Genomic DNA, 17860 nt, shown 5'->3' on the forward strand with positions numbered 1-17860 from the left:
GCTTCAGCTTCTTCACGTGAAGCTTCACGTGCTTTACGCGCTTCTTCTGCAGCGGCAATAGCAGCAAGTTCAGCTTCTGAAGTGATGTTTACTTTCAGGCTATAGACAACATCTGCATGCAATTGCACATCAATGTTGTATTCGCCTGTGTGACGCAAAGGACCAGTCGGTAAACGGACTTCGTTACGATCAACATCAGCGCCTTTAGCATTTACCGCATCAGCGATATCTGCAGCAGTAACTGAACCGAACAATTTACCTTCCACACCTGCGTTAGCCATGATGTCTACATCACCAGCTGCAATCAGTTTTTTCTCACGTTCTTGAGCAGCAACGAGTAATTTGGCCGCCGCCGCTTCTAATTCAGCACGACGTTCTTCAAATTTAACTCTGTTGTTCTTGTTAGCAGGCAAAGCCTTACCAGCAGGAACCAGATAGTTACGACCATAGCCAGCTTTTACGCTAACTTCGTCACCCAAATTGCCAAGCTTTTGAACTTTTTCCAGCAAAATTACTTGCATCGTTCTAACCCTCATTCGCAGTCAGGGACTGCTTATAAAATAACCGCATTACGCTAGTGCGCGTTTGCGAAAATTAAACCATTGTTCCAAAACACCCAGTGTCGCAGTCAAAATCAACATTTGTGGCAGCATCAATACCATTAGCACATACATTACCACTAACCATGCAACCGATTTCTGTTTCGCCCGAACAATCGCGTGGGCAACCGCAATACCTTGTATTGCAAACAGCACCAGCAGAACCGGCAAACAATCAATTAACAGCATCAGCGAACTGGCTATCGGTGTCAGTGACAGAGCCATCAGCACTGCGGTCAGTATTGCCAGCGTTTTACCCAAAGTAATTTGAGTAAATTCACTACCAAACGCACCTTCGTTATATAACGCAGACTGCCATGCACGACCGATCAAGATACCCAGAATAATATTGACGCTAACTGCTGCTGCTATTAACCCGGTCATCATGCCGGCCATCTGGACCAGAAAGTTTTGAGTATCAGCAGCATTCAGTTGCCATCCAGATTGTTCTGATAGCAATTGAACGAATGGTGTCAACATTTCCTGCCACCATAATGCAGGGTTTGGTAAGAAAATATGCGCTATCAATACCACCAGAATACCCGCGCCAGCGGTAGCCAAAAGTGCCCGCTCCAGCGATCGAGTGTATCCCAATACCAATGTCACTAAATAAGCTGGTAACCAACTGGTTAGTAATAATGCCGCAGCAATCCAGACCTGCCCTAAAAGCAGTCCGGCGACTACAGCGAATACTACTAATGTTGCTGCCATTACCCGCAGACCTTCTTTAGGGCCCACACGTAAGGTGGCCAGCACAATAACCCCGCTAGCGAGATAATTGAGTGGTGGTAACAGCATTGCAGCAACCGATAGCAAAGCAGCTGCAAATGCAGCTTGCCAGCGACCTTTCATTGCAAAATCAGCTATACCGCGCAACATAATATTTCTTGATTTTAACCTTACAACTGGGAAGCTAAATTACTTGTGCATGTCACAGTAAGGCAGCAATGCCAAAAACCGTGCACGTTTTACACAAGTTGACAGCTGACGCTGGTAACGAGCTTTTGTACCGGTGATACGGCTAGGAACGATTTTGCCTGTTTCAGTAACGAAATTTTTAAGCAGGTTTACGTCTTTATAATCAATTTGTTTCACACCTTCGGCAGTGAAACGACAAAATTTTCTACGTCTGAAAAAACGTGCCATCGTGATATCTCCTGATTAGGCTTGTGATACGGGTTTTTCGTCGTCTTTGCGCATCATCGGTGAAGCATCAGTAACTGCTTCGTCCATGCTGACAACAAGGTGGCGAATAACGGCATCATTGAAACGGAACGCAGTGGTAACTTCGTTCAACTGCTCAACATCACATTCAACATTCATTAACACGTAATGTGCTTTGTGAACTTTGTTGATTGGGTAAGCTAATTGACGACGGCCCCAGTCTTCCAGACGGTGAACTTGACCACCAGCAGTAGTCAGTGTTTGTGTATAGCGCTCGATCATACCGGGCACTTGTTCGCTCTGATCAGGGTGGACCAGAAACACGATTTCGTAATGTCTCAATTTGAGCTCCTCACGGTTTATACAGCTTGCTGAAAAATTTCAGAAAGCAAGGAGTTTTACCTGTTAAAAGGCAATCGCGGATTTTACTTCATTTTAGTACTTACTCACAAGCGACGTTGACGATCCGCCTCAAATAGACACACACCTGCAGCCACAGATACGTTGAGACTTTCTGCGCCACCTTGCATCGGTATATGCATTACCTGATCGCAATGATCTCTGGTCAAACGGCGAATACCCTGCCCTTCTGCCCCAAGGATGATCGCTAAAGGTCCTTTGAGATCGGCTTGATAAAGGCTCATTTCACTATCACCCGATGTGCCAACCAACCAGATACCCCGTTGCTGCAAATCTCGCAAAACGCGCGCAAGATTAGTTACTTGAATAAACGGCAGACGTTCGGCCGCTCCACTGGAGATCTTGATGGCGGTAGGCGTCAAACCAGATGCACGATCTTTGGGAGCAATCACTGCATGTGCTCCGGCAGCTTCCGCTGTTCGCAAACAAGCGCCGAGATTATGCGGATCTTGTACACCGTCAAGAATTAATAGAAAGGGTGTCTGCTGTAAATTATCCAGCAATACATCCAGATCGGTTTCATCCAGAACAGCTAACGGATGACAGCGTGCAACACAGCCTTGATGACGGTTTTCTGGAACCATATCGTCCAGTTGCTGACGTTGGGTTTTATGCAAACGTATACCCAAATCACCGGCTAATTTATAAATAATTTCCACACGTTGATCATGGCGCTCATCGGCTACCCAGATTTCTGCCACACGTGAAACAGGCGACTCAAGAGCCGCCTGCACTGCGTGCAAACCGAAAATCAGATCTTGCGATGGTGCCTGGTTTCTTTCTGATGTGCCTTTACGGCGTTTGGTAGGCTTCAGCTTCCTGTCCCTCTACAATTGGTTTAACAATAATTTCGACACGACGATTCAATTGTCGCCCTGCCTCGGTTTCATTACTGGCACGTGGTTCTAATTCACCGCGGCCCATTGGCACCAAACGTTCTTTCAAAACTCCACGTGCTGCAAAATAATTGGTGACCGATTGTGCTCTGCGCTCTGAAAGCTGCTGGTTGTAACTTTCTGAACCTCTGCTGTCAGTATGGCCGATGACATGAATGATGGTTTTCGGATAACGTTGCAGCACGTCGGCGACTTTATTCAAAGTCGGCTCAAATGCCGGTTTGATAGCAGCACTGTCAAAATCGAAAGACACTTCATTGGAAATATCGATTTTTAAAGATTCATCTTGTAACTGCTGGATTTGTAGTTCATTACGAGCTTGCTCTTGAGCCAACGCTTCATTCATTTCACGCTGCTGATTATCCATATAACGACCAACGCCAGCTCCTGCCAACGTACCGACAGCCGCGCCAGCTATAACACCGCCTGCTCCATCATCAATGGCATAACCAATGATAGAACCGGCTGCAGCACCAATTGCCGCACCTCTTTTGGTCCGCATATTTGGATCATCCGCCGCACAACCCGACAAAATGATCGCTGATGAAATGGCTGAGACTAATAGAATCTTTTTCATTATTTTAACTCCCTTACTATTGCGTTGCATTCTAGACCCTAAGCGCTATGCTGACTATACTTGCTTTCCACCAAATTAAATGAGAACCATTCGATATGGATCGCCCCTTTATTCCAGTCAAAATTGCCGTACTGACGATTTCCGATTCTCGTACTGAAGTCGATGATGTCTCTGGCAAAACGTTACAAGACCGATTACTCGCAGCTGGGCATGAACTGGCAGATAAACAGATTGTTGCAGATGATATTTATCAAATTCGCGCCATTATTTCTCAATGGATTTGCGATGAACAGGTTGACGTTATTATCACTACAGGCGGCACTGGACTGACAGGACGTGATGGTACGCCGGAAGCTGTCCAAGTTTTATTCGATAAAGAGATCGTCGGCTTCGGAGAACTTTTCCGACAAATCTCCTATGACATTATCCGTACTTCTACTGTTCAATCAAGAGCCATTGCCGGAGTGGCAAACGGTACATTTATTTTTTGTCTGCCCGGATCTTCTGGTGCCTGCAAAACGGGCTGGGATGACATTCTGCAACACCAGCTTGATGTAAGACATCGGCCATGTAACTTTGTTGAACTGATTCCCAGGCTGCGAGAGAAATGATTACTTTGCAATTATTTTCCACAGCGGGATGCCATCTCTGCGAGCTTGCGTTTGAACAAGTCAAAAGCCTACCTAATGCTGATCAGATTAATTTGCAAATCGTGGAAATTGGCGATGATGATGGCTTGGTGGAACAATATGGCATTCGTATTCCGGTGTTGAAATTCCCCGATAACAGTGAATTGAATTGGCCGTTTGAGCAACACAATATTCTGCAAAAAATTGCTGTTGTGACAGAGGAACTTTAACGTTAACAACGGCTCTTAACTTTACTATCAAGTTATCTTTTGTGGAGCCACCAAATGAAAGTGTTGATCTGGCCTTTTTTAATCTTCTGGTCTGTCTCCACACCTTTGATTGCCGCTGAATTTCCAGCAATTCCCGGCAAACGATTTGATGTTGGTGGATATCAGTTACATATTCATTGTTCTGGCTCCGGTAGTCCGACCGTTATTGTCGATGTAGGCCTTGGCGATGATTCGACTGATTGGCTGCCGATTCAGCAAGCTGTTTCCAATAACTCTCGGATTTGCGTGTTTGACCGCCCCGGTTACGGATGGAGTGATTTTGGTCCAGCACCACGAACCAGCAACCGAATTGCCAGTGAGCTGGAGATATTGCTTGAACAGGCTGATATTGCCCCGCCTTATATTTTGGTAGGTCATTCATTTGGTGGATACAACATCCGTATTTTTGCCGCCAATAATCCGCAAATGGTGGCTGGTATGGTATTGGTTGATGCTTCTCATGAAGATCAATACAACCAGTTTCAGATCAAACTTCCCAACAATTTCGATCGCCGCGGCACTATTATGATTTTGCCAAAATCAACCGATAGTATGGCGCATGCCAATAAACCACCGATTTTGCGTGAACGAGCTTTTCATGCTGCCAGAGCTGAAATCTCAGCACTCGATGAAAGCTCAGTGCAACTGCAGAAAAACTCAGCTTTACCGGTTGTGCCATTAATTGTCATTAGCCGTGGTAAACCGGAATGGTATGGCGATGCCAGTCAGCAACAACGCGAAAAAACCTGGATTAATCTGCAACAGGACTTATCCAGACTGTCACCAATAAGTTCGCATATGTTTGCTCATCAAAGCGGCCATGCCATTCCACATGAACAACCAGAAATCATTATTGAAGCCATTAACGATATCGTCAGTCGGGTGCATGCCCGCAATGTGCTCTAAAAACAGTTATACTGCCTGCTTTTTTTAGCTGGATAACATGACTGTTCTTTACATTGATTCGGATGAGGCGTTAACGCAATTTTGCCAGGATATTCAGCACAGCAAATGGCTGGCCATCGATACAGAATTTCTGCGCGAAAAAACCTATTATCCCCAACTATGCCTGATTCAGATTGCCAATGATGAGGTCATTGCCTGTGTTGATCCTATCGCTATTAAAGATCTTTCACCTTTACTTGATCTGCTCTATCAACCGCAAATAACGCTGGTTTTCCATGCTGCAAGACAAGATCTGGAATTGCTGTATTTATTAAAAAATACATTGCCACAGAACCTGTTTGATACCCAATTAGCTGCGACCATTCTGGGTGATGGTGATCAGATCGGCTATGGTAATCTGGTTAAGTTACGGCTTGATGTGAGCCTGGATAAAGCCCATTCGCGAGCGGATTGGACCCAACGTCCTTTAAGTGCAGAACAGCTGGAATACGCTGCTGATGATGTGCGTTATCTGCGTGAGTTATACCATCAGATGTCAGCCGATCTTGAAAAACAAGGTCGTACTGAATGGCTTAAAGAAGATTTTGCTGACCTTGCCAATGCTAATAATTACATCGCTGATCCGGAGACTATCTGGCGTAAGATTCGTGGTGCCGGTAAATTAAAAGGTGTGCAACTTGCCGTATTACAACAATTGGCAGCCTGGCGTGAGCAACGTGCCATTGATAGAGATCGCCCGAGACGATGGATCATCAAAGATGAGGTAATGCTGGATTTAGCTCGTTTTGCACCGGAAAAAATTGAAAAACTCAGTCAAATCCGCGGACTTGAAGCTCGGGATATTGAACGAAGTGGTCGTGCCATTATTGACGTCATCAGTAAAGCCAAACAAACTCCGCCAGAACAGTGGCCGATATTGCTGAGACCTGAACCACTGAGCAATCAGCAAGAAGCTCTGATTGATGCATTGATGGCTTTACTGCGTAAGTTCTGTGATGACCAATCGATAACTCCCATTGCCGTGGCTAGCCGTAAAGACATTGAGAGACTGGTACGTGGTGAAACCGATCTGTCGTTATTGCAAGGCTGGCGTAACCAAATCGTTGGGCATCATCTGACCGCTTTTATCGAAGGCCATCTGTCGGTTACCGCTGATACACAACAGATTCATACAAAAGAGGTATAAACATGTCGGTACTTATCTGTGGCTCCTTTGCCTACGACAATATTATGGTGTTTCCCGATCAATTTAAAAATCACATTCTGCCTGACAAAGTGCACATGCTGAATGTGTCGTTTCTGGTGCCGGAGTTGCGTCGTGAATTTGGTGGTTGCGCAGGTAATATCGCTTTTAATATGAAAATGTTGGGTGATGATCCGATCCCAATGGGCACCGTTGGCAGTGATTTTGGTACCTATGCCGCCTGGATGGACAAGTTTGCGATTAACCGCCGTCATGTCCACGTCAAAGAGAATCATTTCACCGCGCAGGCTTATATCACTACCGATATTGATGATAATCAGATCACGGCCTTTCATCCCGGTGCGATGAATCTGGCTCATGAAACTAAAATCAGTGAAGCCCAAAATATCCAGCTGGGTATTATTGCTCCCGATGGTCGTGATGGCATGCTTCAACACGCCCAGCAATTTGCTGATGCCGGTATTCCATTTATCTTCGACCCAGGCCAGGGGTTACCGATGTTTAATGGTGAGGACTTGCTGCAGTTTGCTCGTCAAGCTACATATATTGCTCTGAATGATTACGAAGCACAGCTATTTGAAGACAGAACCGGTCTGCCGCCCGAAGAAATTGCCAAACTTGTGGAGGCATTGATTATCACTCGTGGTGCTGAGGGTTCGCACATTTATACTGAAGGAAAACGTATTGATATCCCTTGTGCTAAAGCCGCGGAAGTTGCTGATCCAACAGGTTGTGGTGATGCTTATCGTGCAGGATTATTACATGGCATTTTGCATGGCAAGGATTGGGAAATCACGGGGCGTATTGCATCTTTATTAGGTGCCATTAAAATTGAACAACATGGCACGCAGAATCATCAATTCACCAGCGAGGCTTTTGCTCAGCGGTTTGAGCAAAACTTTGGGATGCCATTACGTTAAAAACATTTTAGCTCTGAGACTGCAACTTGGCAGTTTCAGAGCAAATAATGGCAAAGCTGCAAAATTACTGCAGCAAATACCCCTGCGATCACATCATCAAACATAATGCCAAAACCGCCATGCAGCTTGCGATCAGCAAGTGATACCGGCCAGGGCTTCCAGATATCAAACAATCTGAACAATACAAATCCCAGTAACATCCATTGCCATCCGGCTGGCGCGGCAATCATTGTCACCAGATAACCGACAATTTCATCCCACACTACAGCAGAAGGATCATCCTGTTTCAACCAGTTCACTGCTTGCTGACAAATCCAAATCCCGGCAACAAATGCTATGAGTGTGATCAGTAAATAACTCAGCAAGTCGAAATCGTGAATCAACCAATAAATTGGCAGCGCTACAATCGTCCCCATAGTGCCTGGTGCTTTCGGTGACAAACCTGAACCAAACCCATAAGCCAGTAAACAGGCAGGTCTTTTGAGCAAATCCTGAAAAGTGACTTTATTATGCGAAGTGGTCATAGCCTGCCTTTATCTCTGAGAATGCCTGCCACTCGCCTTGAGCATTCTGAAAATACATACCTTTGTCTTGCGTTATTTCCCCTATCACACGAATCATTTTGGGAAACTGTTGTTTGAGTTTTGCCACATTTTCAGCAGGTGCGGTAAAGCATAATTCGTAATCATCGCCACCAGTCAATGCCAGCTGAGTCGCTTGTTCTAAAGGAAGTTTTTGCAATACCGATGAGAATGGTAAAGTGGATAAATTCAACTTTGCGCCTTTATTACTGGCAGTAACAATATGATTCAAATCCGCTAATAAACCATCCGAAACATCTATTACCGCATGAGCTTGCCCAACAAGTTGCTGACCAATTTGATTACGTGGGGTGGGCATTTCCAGGCGTTGGAGTAAGTACTCAACATCCTCATCGTTTAATAATGCAGTATCAAGTTGTCCCAATCTGTATTTAAGACCCGCAGCGGCATCCCCCAAACATCCGGTCACACAGATCAAATCAGCAGTTTGCGCAGCATTGCGCTGCAGAATATTATCTTTCGCTAAATGCCCATGAACCTGAATGGTGATGGTTAATGGTCCACGCGTAGTATCCCCACCAACCAATTGAATCCGATGTTGTTGAGCGATGTCAGCTAAACCGGCTGAAAACTGTTTCAGCCATTCATCATTTATTTCCGGCAAGGTTAACGCCAAGGTAAACCAGGCAGGTTCAGCTCCCATCGCTGCCAGATCGCTGAGATTGACTGCCAGGGACTTGATGCCTAATCGATAGGGATCTACATCGGCAAAGAAGTGTATTCCTTGTACCAGCGTATCAATGGAAATAGCTGTATAAAAATCTTGCGGATTGTTTAAAACGGCACAGTCATCACCAATTCCAACAATCACATCTTCACGGTTAGCCGTTAAAGCGTGGAAATACTGTTGAATTAGAGAAAACTCAGGAGATTTTTTCATTCAAAAAAAGCCCCGTCTGGATGGTTTCATCTTTTCGGGGCTAATAATCAATTCGCTTTTTTCTGAGCGCGTGCGGCTTTAGCGGCTTGATATTCGACCTGACGTAAACGCGCGCCGATCTTATCCAACACGCCGTTGACATATTTATGGCCTTGTTCGCCACCAAATGATTTGGCAAGTTCAACGGCTTCATTCAACACTACGCGATACGGAATATCCGGGCGATGCATATATTCAAAAACAGCTAGCCGCAGCACTGAAACTTCAACCGGATCAATGGCCGATAAACTTCTATCTATCGCATGAGCCAGTTCAGCATCAATGGTATCGATGTCTTTGGTCACGCCTTCGACCAGCAGTTGGAAATAATTTTTGTCGATTTTATTGGCATATTCTGCCATGACAAAATCCATGGTTTCTTTTTCAGGAGCCTGATTGTTAACCAATGATTGATAAAGCGCTTGCACAGCAGCACGTCGCGCTTGAGTCCGGGGTAATCCACCAGCCATTTACTTGGCAGCTCCGATTTGACGTAACACATTGACCATTTCAATAGTGCCCATCGCCGCTTCAGCGCCTTTATTACCGGCTTTGGTGCCAGCTCGCTCAATCGCCTGCTCAATAGTATCGACCGTCAATACACCAAAAGCGATTGGTATATCGAGTTGCAATGTGAGTTGGCCAAGACCTTTTGAACATTCACCAGCAACATATTCAAAATGCGGAGTACCACCACGAATAACCGCCCCTAATGCAATAATTGCATCATATTTGCCGGTTTTACCCATACGTTGTACTGCCAGAGGAATTTCCACTGCGCCCGGAACGCGGGCGATTTCAATATCTTTTTCCACAGCACCGTGACGTAATAATGTATCTACTGCGCCAGCAATCAGATTATCAACGATAAAGTCATTGAAACGGCCAGCAACGATACCCACTCGCATGCCTTTTGCGGAAAAGTCACCTGAAAAGGTTTTGATATTGCTCATATTTCAGAAATGTCCAAAGAGAGAAAAAAGATATTGTACTGTGTTTAAAAATGAATGCCTAACAGTCAGTTATAGCCAGCGTTGCTTTTCGGCTGCTGTTTTATTTCGTGCATGCGGTAAGGCATCGGCATCAGCTTCAACCACGGTCCATTGATAAGGTGATTGATCAATGCGTACAGCGGTTAATTGTTCGCCCCACACCGCGCCACTATCCAGCGAAAAAACATTGTCATATTGTCCGGTACCCAGTTGTGACCAATGTCCGAATACAATCCTGTCGTTTGCGCTGGCGCGATTTGGCATCATAAACCAGGGTTTTTGTTCAGCCGGTTTGTCCTTCGGCGCACCTTTAAATTTAAGCGCCAGACTACCGTCTTCGTGACAATAACGCAGTCGGGTAAAACAATTGGTGATAAAGCGTAATCTGTCCCAGCCGGTTAAATCAGCAGACCAGCGTTTGGGTTTGTTACCGTACATATGTTTAAAAAATTCACGCCAGTTGTCGGATTGCAAAACTGATTCTACTTCCGCAGCACGGAGCAATGCATCCTCAATACTCCACTCTGGCGGTAGACCTGCATGCACCATAGAAAACTGTAATTGTTTGTCGTGATAAAACAACGGTTGATGACGTAACCAGTGAATCAATTCTTCACTATCAGTTGCAGTTAAGACCGGTTCGATCGTATCCAGTCGATGACTGAACTCATTATTTCCAGCTGCATGCGCCAGCATGTGCAAATCGTGGTTGCCTAAAACTACTTTTGCTGCCTGTTCACCCAAATCCCGCACAAAACGCAAAGTGTCTAACGATTTGGGTCCACGGTTCACCAAATCACCAGCCAACCAGATTTGATCCTGCTGAGGATCAAATCTGAGGGCTTCAAGTAATTTGATCAGTTCATCAAAGCATCCCTGAACATCACCGATTGCATAAACAGCCATCGTCTTAGCGAATTAACGGCGACGATACAAAGGTTCAGGCCTTAATACTGTGGCCTGATAACTTTCACTGAAAGCATCAAATGCTGCTAGCGCTTGCACCAAACGATTTGGATTAGCCAGTTCAAAACTGTTAATGCCGCATTGCGACATATAAAACAACTGGTCGTATAACACATCACCCTGCGCGCGAATTTCACCTTTAAAGTGGTAGCGATCACGCAATAAACGTGCGTAGGAATAACAACGTCCGTCAGTAAATACTGGAAATAGTAAGACGACGAGTTGAAAGCGGTCTAAATCAGGAACGATTTCTTCCAAGGGATCATCCCCTGAAAGTCGAATTCCCAAACCACCTTCATGACGACTTAATGTCTCGTGTTGTTCTTGCCAACGCGTTATCGAAACCGTGATATTGCCGGCAACCAGAGCGGCTTCATCGTCAAGATGCTGCCAGTTGTCGTCAACAATCTCGCGATCTTTAATGATCTTCTGCATAAACACGCTCCTTGAAGGGATCAACGCCAACTCGGCGAACAGTCGCGAGGAAACTTTCATCGTCATGTCGCAATTCGATATAGGCATCCAGTAAATGCGCTACGGTATCGACCACTTCATCTTTGGGGATGGCTCGGCCCAGACGTTCGCCTAGTGATGCATCAGCCTCTGAACTTCCGCCCAAGGTGAACTGATACCACTCTTCCCCTTTCTTATCGACACCCAGAATACCGATATGGCCCACGCTTTGATGCGCGCAACCATTCATGCAGCCGGAGAACTTGATTTTGATATCACCCAGATCGTGTAAATAGTCCAGATCATCAAAACGTTGTGCGATTCCTTTGGATAAAGGAATAGAAGTCGCATTGGCCAGACCACAGTAATCCAGTCCCGGACAGCAGATAATATCTGTCAGTGTATTGATGTTCGGTGTAGCCAGATCTTCTGCATTCAAACGCAACCACAATGCATATAAATCCGCTTGTTTTACATCGGTATAAACAAGATTTTGTGTGTGCGTGGAACGCACCTCACCAAAACTGAATTCATCTGCCAAATCGGCTACCACTTCCAATTGCTCAGAAGTAATATCTCCTGGGGCTTGGCCTGGTTTTTTCAATGAAACATAAACAGCGCGATAGCCTGGAATTTTATGATCTGCAGTATTTTGTTTAACCCACAAAGCGAAGTCTTTGTCTTGCGCTAACAGATCTGCATAACTGCTATCGGAATCAGCCGCATCCAATTCATAAGCTGGCTCAGTGAAATACTGTTTTACCCGTTCGATTTCTTTTGCATCCAGTTTCAGCTGGTCGCGAATATGCACCCATTCGGCTTCAACCAATTCACGGATATGGTTGATGCCATGTTCCCGAACGGTGATTTTGATGCGTGCTTTATATTTGTTGTCACGACGACCAAGGCGATTATAGACACGTACGATGGCTTCGAGATAAGACAACAGATCCTGTTTTTCCAGGAAAGGACGAATCTGTTCGCCAATAATCGGCGTACGGCCTAAACCACCGCCTACCAACACTTCAAAGCCCACTTCACCTTCGTGATTTTTCACAAGATGCAAACCGATATCATGCAACTTGGTTGCGCGCGATCTTCATGTGATCCAACAACAGCAATTTTAAATTTGCGTGGGAGGTAAGCAAACTCCGGATGGAAAGTTGACCACTGGCGAATAATCTCGGCCCATGGACGTGGATCTTCGATTTCATTGGCATTGACGCCGGCAAGTTGGTCCGAGGTGGTGTTACGTATGCAATTACCACTGCTTTGAATACCATGCATTTGCACACTGGCAAGGTCTGCCAGAATATCCGGTACATCTTCCAGTTTCGGCCAGTTCATTTGGAAATTCTGCCGTGTGGTGAAATGCACAAAGCCCTTATCGTAGCGACGTGCTACTTCCGCAATTTTGCGAACTTGGCGGGATGACATCATGCCGTAAGGCACTGCTATCCGTAACATCGGTGCATGAATCTGAATGTATAAACCATTCATAAGGCGTAGCGGACGAAATTGCTCTTCAGTCAATTCGCCGGCAAGGAAACGACGGGTTTGATCGCGAAATTGTGCTACTCGCTGATCTATCATCGTCTGATCATACTTATCGTATTGATACATTTATGGTCTCTAAACGGTTTCAATGGAACCGCCCATTATAACGATGCTGGCTTATAACAGGAAATTATAAATGGCTATATTGATATTACTCGATGAGAAAATAATCCACTAAGGCCGAATAATTTAATCAATAATTCTTTATCATCGCTAACAATCATTAATTTTTGATGAATCTAAAAATCAATACTGCTGGAGATCAAAACCTTTGCTAGGGTCAAATGGTAAAAAGTTTATCATTGAAAATGTCACCTATTTGAAAAACAACCACTCATCCGATTGAGTAGCTGTGGAGCAAATCAAGAATGTCGAAATTTACGCGTATGCAACAACGCATCTGGATCCTATTTGGCTTTGCCATTTTGATCTTTATGGGCAGCTTTTATGATCCCGAACCGCAAAATAATGTCTCTTCGCCTGCTGGCAGTGTTGAGCAGCTGTTTGAACAGCGGCAAAGCGATGTTCAGATTGAGGTGTCCGGCACGGTAATCCGGCTGTTATCAGATGATAATGAAGGCAGTCGACATCAGCGGTTTATTATTGAATTACCTAGCAGCCAAACCCTGTTAATTGTTCACAATATCGATTTGGCACCAAGAATTGATGATATTAGAGAAGGCGACGAAGTCCGCGTTTACGGCGAATATATCTGGAATGATAAAGGTGGCTTAATTCACTGGACCCATCATGATCCAGCTAACCGTCATCCACATGGCTGGATAAGACATCAGGATAGACTTTATCAGTAATGCTAGAACTCGCTACCAGCTTTCCACCTATTGTCGGCAAAGCTCCGAAATCTCTTATTCTCGGCTCGATGCCAGGTATGGAGTCGTTAAAACAACAACGTTATTACGCCCATCCACGCAATGCATTCTGGCCCATCATGACCTCATTGTTTGGTGAATCAGCTAACTTAGATTATCAACAACGTTGTGATTTATTAATACAAAAGCAGATTGCTGTGTGGGATGTTTTGAAAAGTTGTCGCCGCCCAGGAAGTCTAGATCAGCATATTGAAACAGAAACGATAATTGCCAATGATTTTGTGGATTTTCTGCAGAGGCATCCATCAATAACTCAGATTTATTTTAATGGCGGCAAAGCGGAACAAGTCTTCAAACGTTATGTGATAAAACAATTGGAGGCAGCTGAAATTTCATTGATTTTTCACAAACTTCCTTCAACCAGCCCAACACATGCTGCTATGCGTTTTGAAACCAAACGACAGCTTTGGCATCAGGCGTTATCAACGCCACCAATCTGATGTCGGCGTTGCCAGAGATTCAAAGCTTGGTTTGGCAAAATAATATCCCTGAAATAACTCAATGCCCATTTCTTGCAAAACATAAAGTTCGTCTGCAGATTCGATACCTTCCGCTATCACAGTAATGTTTAAATCCTTACAGAAAGCAATGATACCGCGGGTAATGGACTGCCGGACTTTATCATTATGTATATTGCGTATTAAGGCCATATCCAGCTTCACTAAATCGGTCTGCATATTTGCCAGCAGGTTTAGTCCTGCATAACCAGCACCAAAATCATCTATGGCTGTTGAAAATCCTTGTTGTTGATAAGACTGAATAATGTTCTGCAGGTGAACATGGTCATTTATCTGCTCACCTTCCGTCACTTCAAAAATAATGCGTTCAATCGGAAAATTATAGATTTCAGCAGCTTCTAATGTCGTGCGTATACACAATTCGGGTTTATAGACCGCATTAGGCATAAAATTGATGCTGAGTTTTGAATCAATGTTGAGTTCTGCAGCAAGTTTGATTGCTTTGACTCGACATGCCTGATCAAAGCGATAGCGGTTACTGTCATTCACATTGGCAAAAACATGCGCAGCTCCTTGACCATCAACACCCCTTACCAAAGCTTCCTGCGCATAAATCGTTTGATCGGTAGTGTTAACAATGGGTTGGAAAGCCATTGAAAAATCAAAGCCCAGCAAGCCACTGTTTAAACATTCACCACACCCAATCTTTCGAAAATCTGCTTGTTCTTTCATTATTCACCATCCCGGTTTCGCAGAATGTAACCTAAATCACTGCTTGCTACTAAAACCGGTTCACATAATTCGCAAAAATTTTACAAAGTCACTTTAACAATTTTCGTTACGATGCCAAAACATTACGCAGGCCTCAATAACATAGAGCAAACCATGAGCAGGATTTAATTGAAATCAAAAGAGAGGGTTCGATAGATTTTACAGAATAAACTGTACGGTAAAATCAGGCCGCGAGCACGGCCTGATTTGTCTGGTTTATTTCAGTAGATCACTGATATCTTTGGTATCCCAATGTGGGAAGTGTTTACGGATTAAAGCATTTAACTCAAGCTCAAATGCTGAAAAATCCGTTGCAGCCACTGCCTCATTGGTAATACCTGTAATGGCTTCAGTAATCATACCGGCACCAATCGTTACGTTGGTCAGCCTATCGATAATAATAAATGCACCAGTAGTTCGGTTACGCTTGTAAGCGTCGAACACAACCGGTTTATTCAATGAAAATTCACATAAGCCGATTTCATTAAGTTTCAGCTCAGTCACATGATTATGAGCAAGAGTATTTACATCCACCTGATGATCAACTTGCGTCATAACACCGGTACTGTCAGAAACGCCAACCTTAATGTTGTATTGCTTATTTGCTATTAGAGGTTGTTCCGTCATCCACACAACCATGGCTTTAAAACGACTGGATACATGTGGTTGATGATCACGATGCACAATCATATCGCCGCGACTGACATCCACTTCATCCTGTAAGGTGACGGTTATCGATTCACCCGGAACCGCATAATCCAATTCACCATCATAGGTCACCAGCGCTTTCACTTTGCTTTCCTTGCCAGATGGCAATACCGTTATTTCATCACCAGGTTTAAGGATACCGGCAGATAAGGTGCCACAATAACCGCGGAAATTCAGATTCGGTCGACTGACAAATTGCACCGGGAAACGTGCATCTTGGGTATTGGCATCTTTACCGATCTCAATATTTTCCAACAATTCCATCATTGTGTTGCCCTGATACCAAGGCATGTTTTCACTTCTGTTCACCACGTTATCGCCGTTTAAGGCCGACATCGGTACAAAGTGAATATCTTCAATTTCCAGTTCACGGGCAAATTCGCTATAGGCTTTACGAATATCGTTAAACACCTGTTCACTGAAATCCATCAAATCCATTTTATTGATGGCCACGATGATATGTTTAATACCCAGCAATGAAGCAATAAAACTGTGCCGGCGTGTCTGCGTCTGCATACCATAACGGGCATCGATCAGAATAATTGCCAACTGACAGGTTGACGCGCCGGTAGCCATATTCCGGGTGTACTGTTCATGGCCAGGTGTATCGGCAATGATAAATTTGCGTTTGGTCGTTGAAAAATAACGATACGCCACATCTATGGTAATACCCTGCTCACGTTCAGCTTGCAGACCATCGACCAGTAAGGCCAGATCGACCTGGTTGCCTGTGGTTCCGGATTTAACACTGTCACGTGTTACTGCCTCAAGCTGATCTTCATAAATCATTTTGGAGTCATGTAACAACCGCCCAATCAGAGTGCTTTTACCATCATCCACGTTACCGCAGGTCAGAAAACGCAGCAGTTCCTTATTTTCGTGTTGCTTAAGGTAGGCTTCGATATCGGACGCGATCAGCGCATCAGTTTCATATGTCATGTTGAGTGCCTGGTTTAATTATCTTTAACGGGGTCCAGATGCTCATTAATTTGAGCATCAAATTCAATTTATTCAGCGGCTTGATGAGGGATTCGCAGCCCCTCAACATCAAAACTAGAAATAACCTTCCTGTTTCTTTTTCTCCATCGAGCCGGCCTCATCGTGATCAATCGCACGACCTTGCCGCTCAGATGTCGTGGTCAACAGCATTTCCTGAATAATTTCAGGCAAAGTATCGGCATCTGACTTCACTGCTCCGGTTAATGGATAACAGCCCAATGTACGGAAACGTACTTTTTCCATACGGATTTGCTGGCCTTCCGGAATACGCATACGGTCGTCATCGACCATAATGGTGAGACCATTGTAATCAACGACCGGACGCTCGGCAGCGTAATACAGCGGGACAATCGGGATCTGCTCTAAATAGATGTATTGCCAGATATCCAGCTCTGTCCAGTTCGATAGCGGGAAAACACGAATGCTTTCGCCTTTATTTACTCTACTGTTATAAATATTCCATAGCTCAGGACGTTGTGCTTTGGGATCCCAGCGATGGTTTTTATCGCGAAACGAATATACCCGCTCTTTGGCACGAGATTTTTCTTCATCACGGCGTGCACCGCCAAAGGCCGCATCAAAACCATGTTTACTCAACGCCTGTTTTAATGCGTCAGTTTTCATGATGTCGGTATAGCGAGGATGATCAAAAGGGTTGATACCTGCGTCGACACCTTCCTGATTGGTATGTACGATAAGTTCGAGTCCCAGCTCTTTGGCACGCTGATCGCGGAACTTGACCATTTCCTGAAACTTCCAGGTGGTATCAATATGCATCAACGGGAATGGTGGCTTGCCAGGATAAAATGCCTTCATGGCCAGATGCAGCATGACCGCAGAATCCTTACCAATCGAATATAGCATGACCGGATTTTCAAACTCAGCGGCCACTTCACGCATGATATGAATGCTTTCGGCTTCGAGTTGTTTTAAGTGTGTAAGTTGTTTTTCAGTCATAATT

The 17860-nt window shown here is 44.7% G+C and carries 22 protein-coding genes and 2 pseudogenes; 7 read left to right on the forward strand and 17 right to left on the reverse strand.

All coding sequences use genetic code 11. The annotated features are described in order from the left end of the window. Positions 1–77: 77 nt before the first annotated feature. The 6 genes and pseudogenes from rplI to E8Q33_RS01880 all read right to left on the reverse strand — a co-directional run. Positions 78–521 (reverse strand): annotated as a pseudogene (gene rplI / locus E8Q33_RS01855) (50S ribosomal protein L9); the annotation flags it as partial. 48 nt (positions 522–569) lie between these two features. Continuing rightward, entirely contained in the window at positions 570–1478 is a 909-nt protein-coding gene (locus E8Q33_RS01860; RefSeq protein ID WP_136552412.1) for a DUF2232 domain-containing protein, read from the reverse strand. Between the two features lie 39 nt (positions 1479–1517). Next, entirely contained in the window at positions 1518–1745 is a 228-nt protein-coding gene (rpsR, locus tag E8Q33_RS01865) for a 30S ribosomal protein S18 (protein WP_014706206.1), read from the reverse strand. A 15-nt stretch (positions 1746–1760) separates the two neighbouring features. Then, on the reverse strand, positions 1761–2105 hold the full coding sequence (gene rpsF, locus E8Q33_RS01870; RefSeq protein ID WP_069296734.1) for a 30S ribosomal protein S6: 345 nt from the start codon (positions 2103–2105) through the stop codon (positions 1761–1763). A gap of 104 nt (positions 2106–2209) precedes the next feature. After that, positions 2210–2917 carry a 23S rRNA (guanosine(2251)-2'-O)-methyltransferase RlmB gene (gene rlmB, locus E8Q33_RS01875; protein WP_247869869.1) on the reverse strand — a complete coding sequence of 236 codons (708 nt, stop codon included), beginning with the start codon at positions 2915–2917 and terminating at the stop codon, positions 2210–2212. A gap of 58 nt (positions 2918–2975) precedes the next feature. Beyond that, positions 2976–3656 (reverse strand): OmpA family protein, encoded by a 681-nt coding sequence (locus tag E8Q33_RS01880; RefSeq protein WP_084003062.1) that lies wholly within the window; start codon positions 3654–3656, stop codon positions 2976–2978. A gap of 95 nt (positions 3657–3751) precedes the next feature. Here E8Q33_RS01880 and moaB point away from each other — a divergent pair, with 95 nt between their 5' ends. The 5 genes from moaB to E8Q33_RS01905 are packed head-to-tail and all read left to right on the forward strand — an operon-like array spanning position 3752 to position 7584. Continuing rightward, positions 3752–4267 (forward strand): molybdenum cofactor biosynthesis protein B, encoded by a 516-nt coding sequence (gene moaB, locus E8Q33_RS01885; RefSeq protein ID WP_069296731.1) that lies wholly within the window; start codon positions 3752–3754, stop codon positions 4265–4267. After that, positions 4264–4515, forward strand: a complete 252-nt coding sequence (locus E8Q33_RS01890; protein WP_069296730.1) for a glutaredoxin family protein — start codon at positions 4264–4266, stop codon at positions 4513–4515. Before moaB ends, E8Q33_RS01890 begins: the two co-directional genes overlap by 4 nt. Positions 4516–4569: 54 nt before the next feature. Further along, entirely contained in the window at positions 4570–5460 is an 891-nt protein-coding gene (locus E8Q33_RS01895) for an alpha/beta fold hydrolase (RefSeq protein WP_069296729.1), read from the forward strand. Between the two features lie 37 nt (positions 5461–5497). Then, a complete protein-coding gene (gene rnd, locus E8Q33_RS01900; RefSeq protein ID WP_136552416.1) occupies positions 5498–6646 on the forward strand; it encodes a ribonuclease D in 1149 nt (382 codons plus the stop codon). Positions 6647–6648: 2 nt separating this feature from the next. Next, positions 6649–7584: a carbohydrate kinase family protein gene (locus tag E8Q33_RS01905; RefSeq protein ID WP_136552418.1), complete on the forward strand. Its 936-nt coding sequence runs from the start codon at positions 6649–6651 to the stop codon at positions 7582–7584. Positions 7585–7619: 35 nt separating this feature from the next. On the opposite strand, the gene E8Q33_RS01910 is transcribed toward E8Q33_RS01905, so the two are convergent. From E8Q33_RS01910 to E8Q33_RS16640, 8 genes and pseudogenes are all read right to left on the reverse strand, one after another. Continuing rightward, positions 7620–8108: a phosphatidylglycerophosphatase A gene (locus E8Q33_RS01910; RefSeq protein ID WP_069296726.1), complete on the reverse strand. Its 489-nt coding sequence runs from the start codon at positions 8106–8108 to the stop codon at positions 7620–7622. Beyond that, positions 8092–9066 (reverse strand): thiamine-phosphate kinase, encoded by a 975-nt coding sequence (gene thiL, locus E8Q33_RS01915; RefSeq protein WP_136552420.1) that lies wholly within the window; start codon positions 9064–9066, stop codon positions 8092–8094. Before thiL ends, E8Q33_RS01910 begins: the two co-directional genes overlap by 17 nt. 47 nt (positions 9067–9113) lie before the next feature. Then, complete coding sequence (nusB, locus tag E8Q33_RS01920; protein ID WP_069296724.1) at positions 9114–9575, reverse strand: transcription antitermination factor NusB; 462 nt, start codon at positions 9573–9575, stop codon at positions 9114–9116. After that, entirely contained in the window at positions 9576–10058 is a 483-nt protein-coding gene (ribE, locus tag E8Q33_RS01925; RefSeq protein WP_069296723.1) for a 6,7-dimethyl-8-ribityllumazine synthase, read from the reverse strand. Positions 10059–10127: 69 nt separating this feature from the next. Further along, the gene (locus E8Q33_RS01930; protein ID WP_136552422.1) at positions 10128–11003 is read right to left on the reverse strand and encodes a symmetrical bis(5'-nucleosyl)-tetraphosphatase; all 876 of its coding nucleotides are present in this window, start codon (positions 11001–11003) and stop codon (positions 10128–10130) included. 12 nt (positions 11004–11015) lie between these two features. Then, positions 11016–11498, reverse strand: coding sequence for a DUF934 domain-containing protein (locus tag E8Q33_RS01935; protein WP_069296721.1), 483 nt, complete (start codon positions 11496–11498; stop codon positions 11016–11018). Continuing rightward, entirely contained in the window at positions 11482–11967 is a 486-nt protein-coding gene (locus E8Q33_RS16635) for a hypothetical protein (protein ID WP_371413251.1), read from the reverse strand. Before E8Q33_RS16635 ends, E8Q33_RS01935 begins: the two co-directional genes overlap by 17 nt. A gap of 20 nt (positions 11968–11987) precedes the next feature. After that, positions 11988–13139, reverse strand: a pseudogene (locus E8Q33_RS16640) (hypothetical protein). Positions 13140–13441: 302 nt separating this feature from the next. On the opposite strand from E8Q33_RS16640, the gene E8Q33_RS01945 reads away from it, so the two are divergent. Together E8Q33_RS01945 and E8Q33_RS01950 are read left to right on the forward strand one after the other, a co-directional pair. Continuing rightward, positions 13442–13885 carry a DUF3465 domain-containing protein gene (locus E8Q33_RS01945; protein WP_136552424.1) on the forward strand — a complete coding sequence of 148 codons (444 nt, stop codon included), beginning with the start codon at positions 13442–13444 and terminating at the stop codon, positions 13883–13885. Further along, the gene (locus E8Q33_RS01950) at positions 13885–14403 is read left to right on the forward strand and encodes a DNA-deoxyinosine glycosylase (protein WP_136552426.1); all 519 of its coding nucleotides are present in this window, start codon (positions 13885–13887) and stop codon (positions 14401–14403) included. Before E8Q33_RS01945 ends, E8Q33_RS01950 begins: the two co-directional genes overlap by 1 nt. Here the strand turns inward: E8Q33_RS01950 and E8Q33_RS01955 are convergent. From E8Q33_RS01955 to cysD, 3 genes are all read right to left on the reverse strand, one after another. Next, entirely contained in the window at positions 14386–15153 is a 768-nt protein-coding gene (locus E8Q33_RS01955; protein WP_069297083.1) for an EAL domain-containing protein, read from the reverse strand. The genes E8Q33_RS01950 and E8Q33_RS01955 overlap by 18 nt on opposite strands. Positions 15154–15408: 255 nt before the next feature. Further along, positions 15409–16839, reverse strand: coding sequence for a sulfate adenylyltransferase subunit CysN (cysN, locus tag E8Q33_RS01960; protein ID WP_136552428.1), 1431 nt, complete (start codon positions 16837–16839; stop codon positions 15409–15411). A 114-nt stretch (positions 16840–16953) separates the two neighbouring features. Beyond that, positions 16954–17856, reverse strand: coding sequence for a sulfate adenylyltransferase subunit CysD (cysD, locus tag E8Q33_RS01965; protein ID WP_069297081.1), 903 nt, complete (start codon positions 17854–17856; stop codon positions 16954–16956). Between the last annotated feature and the right edge of the window lie 4 nt (positions 17857–17860).

The organism is Methylophaga sp. SB9B (genome assembly GCF_004832235.1).
Classification (GTDB): Bacteria; Pseudomonadota; Gammaproteobacteria; order Nitrosococcales; family Methylophagaceae; genus Methylophaga; species Methylophaga muralis.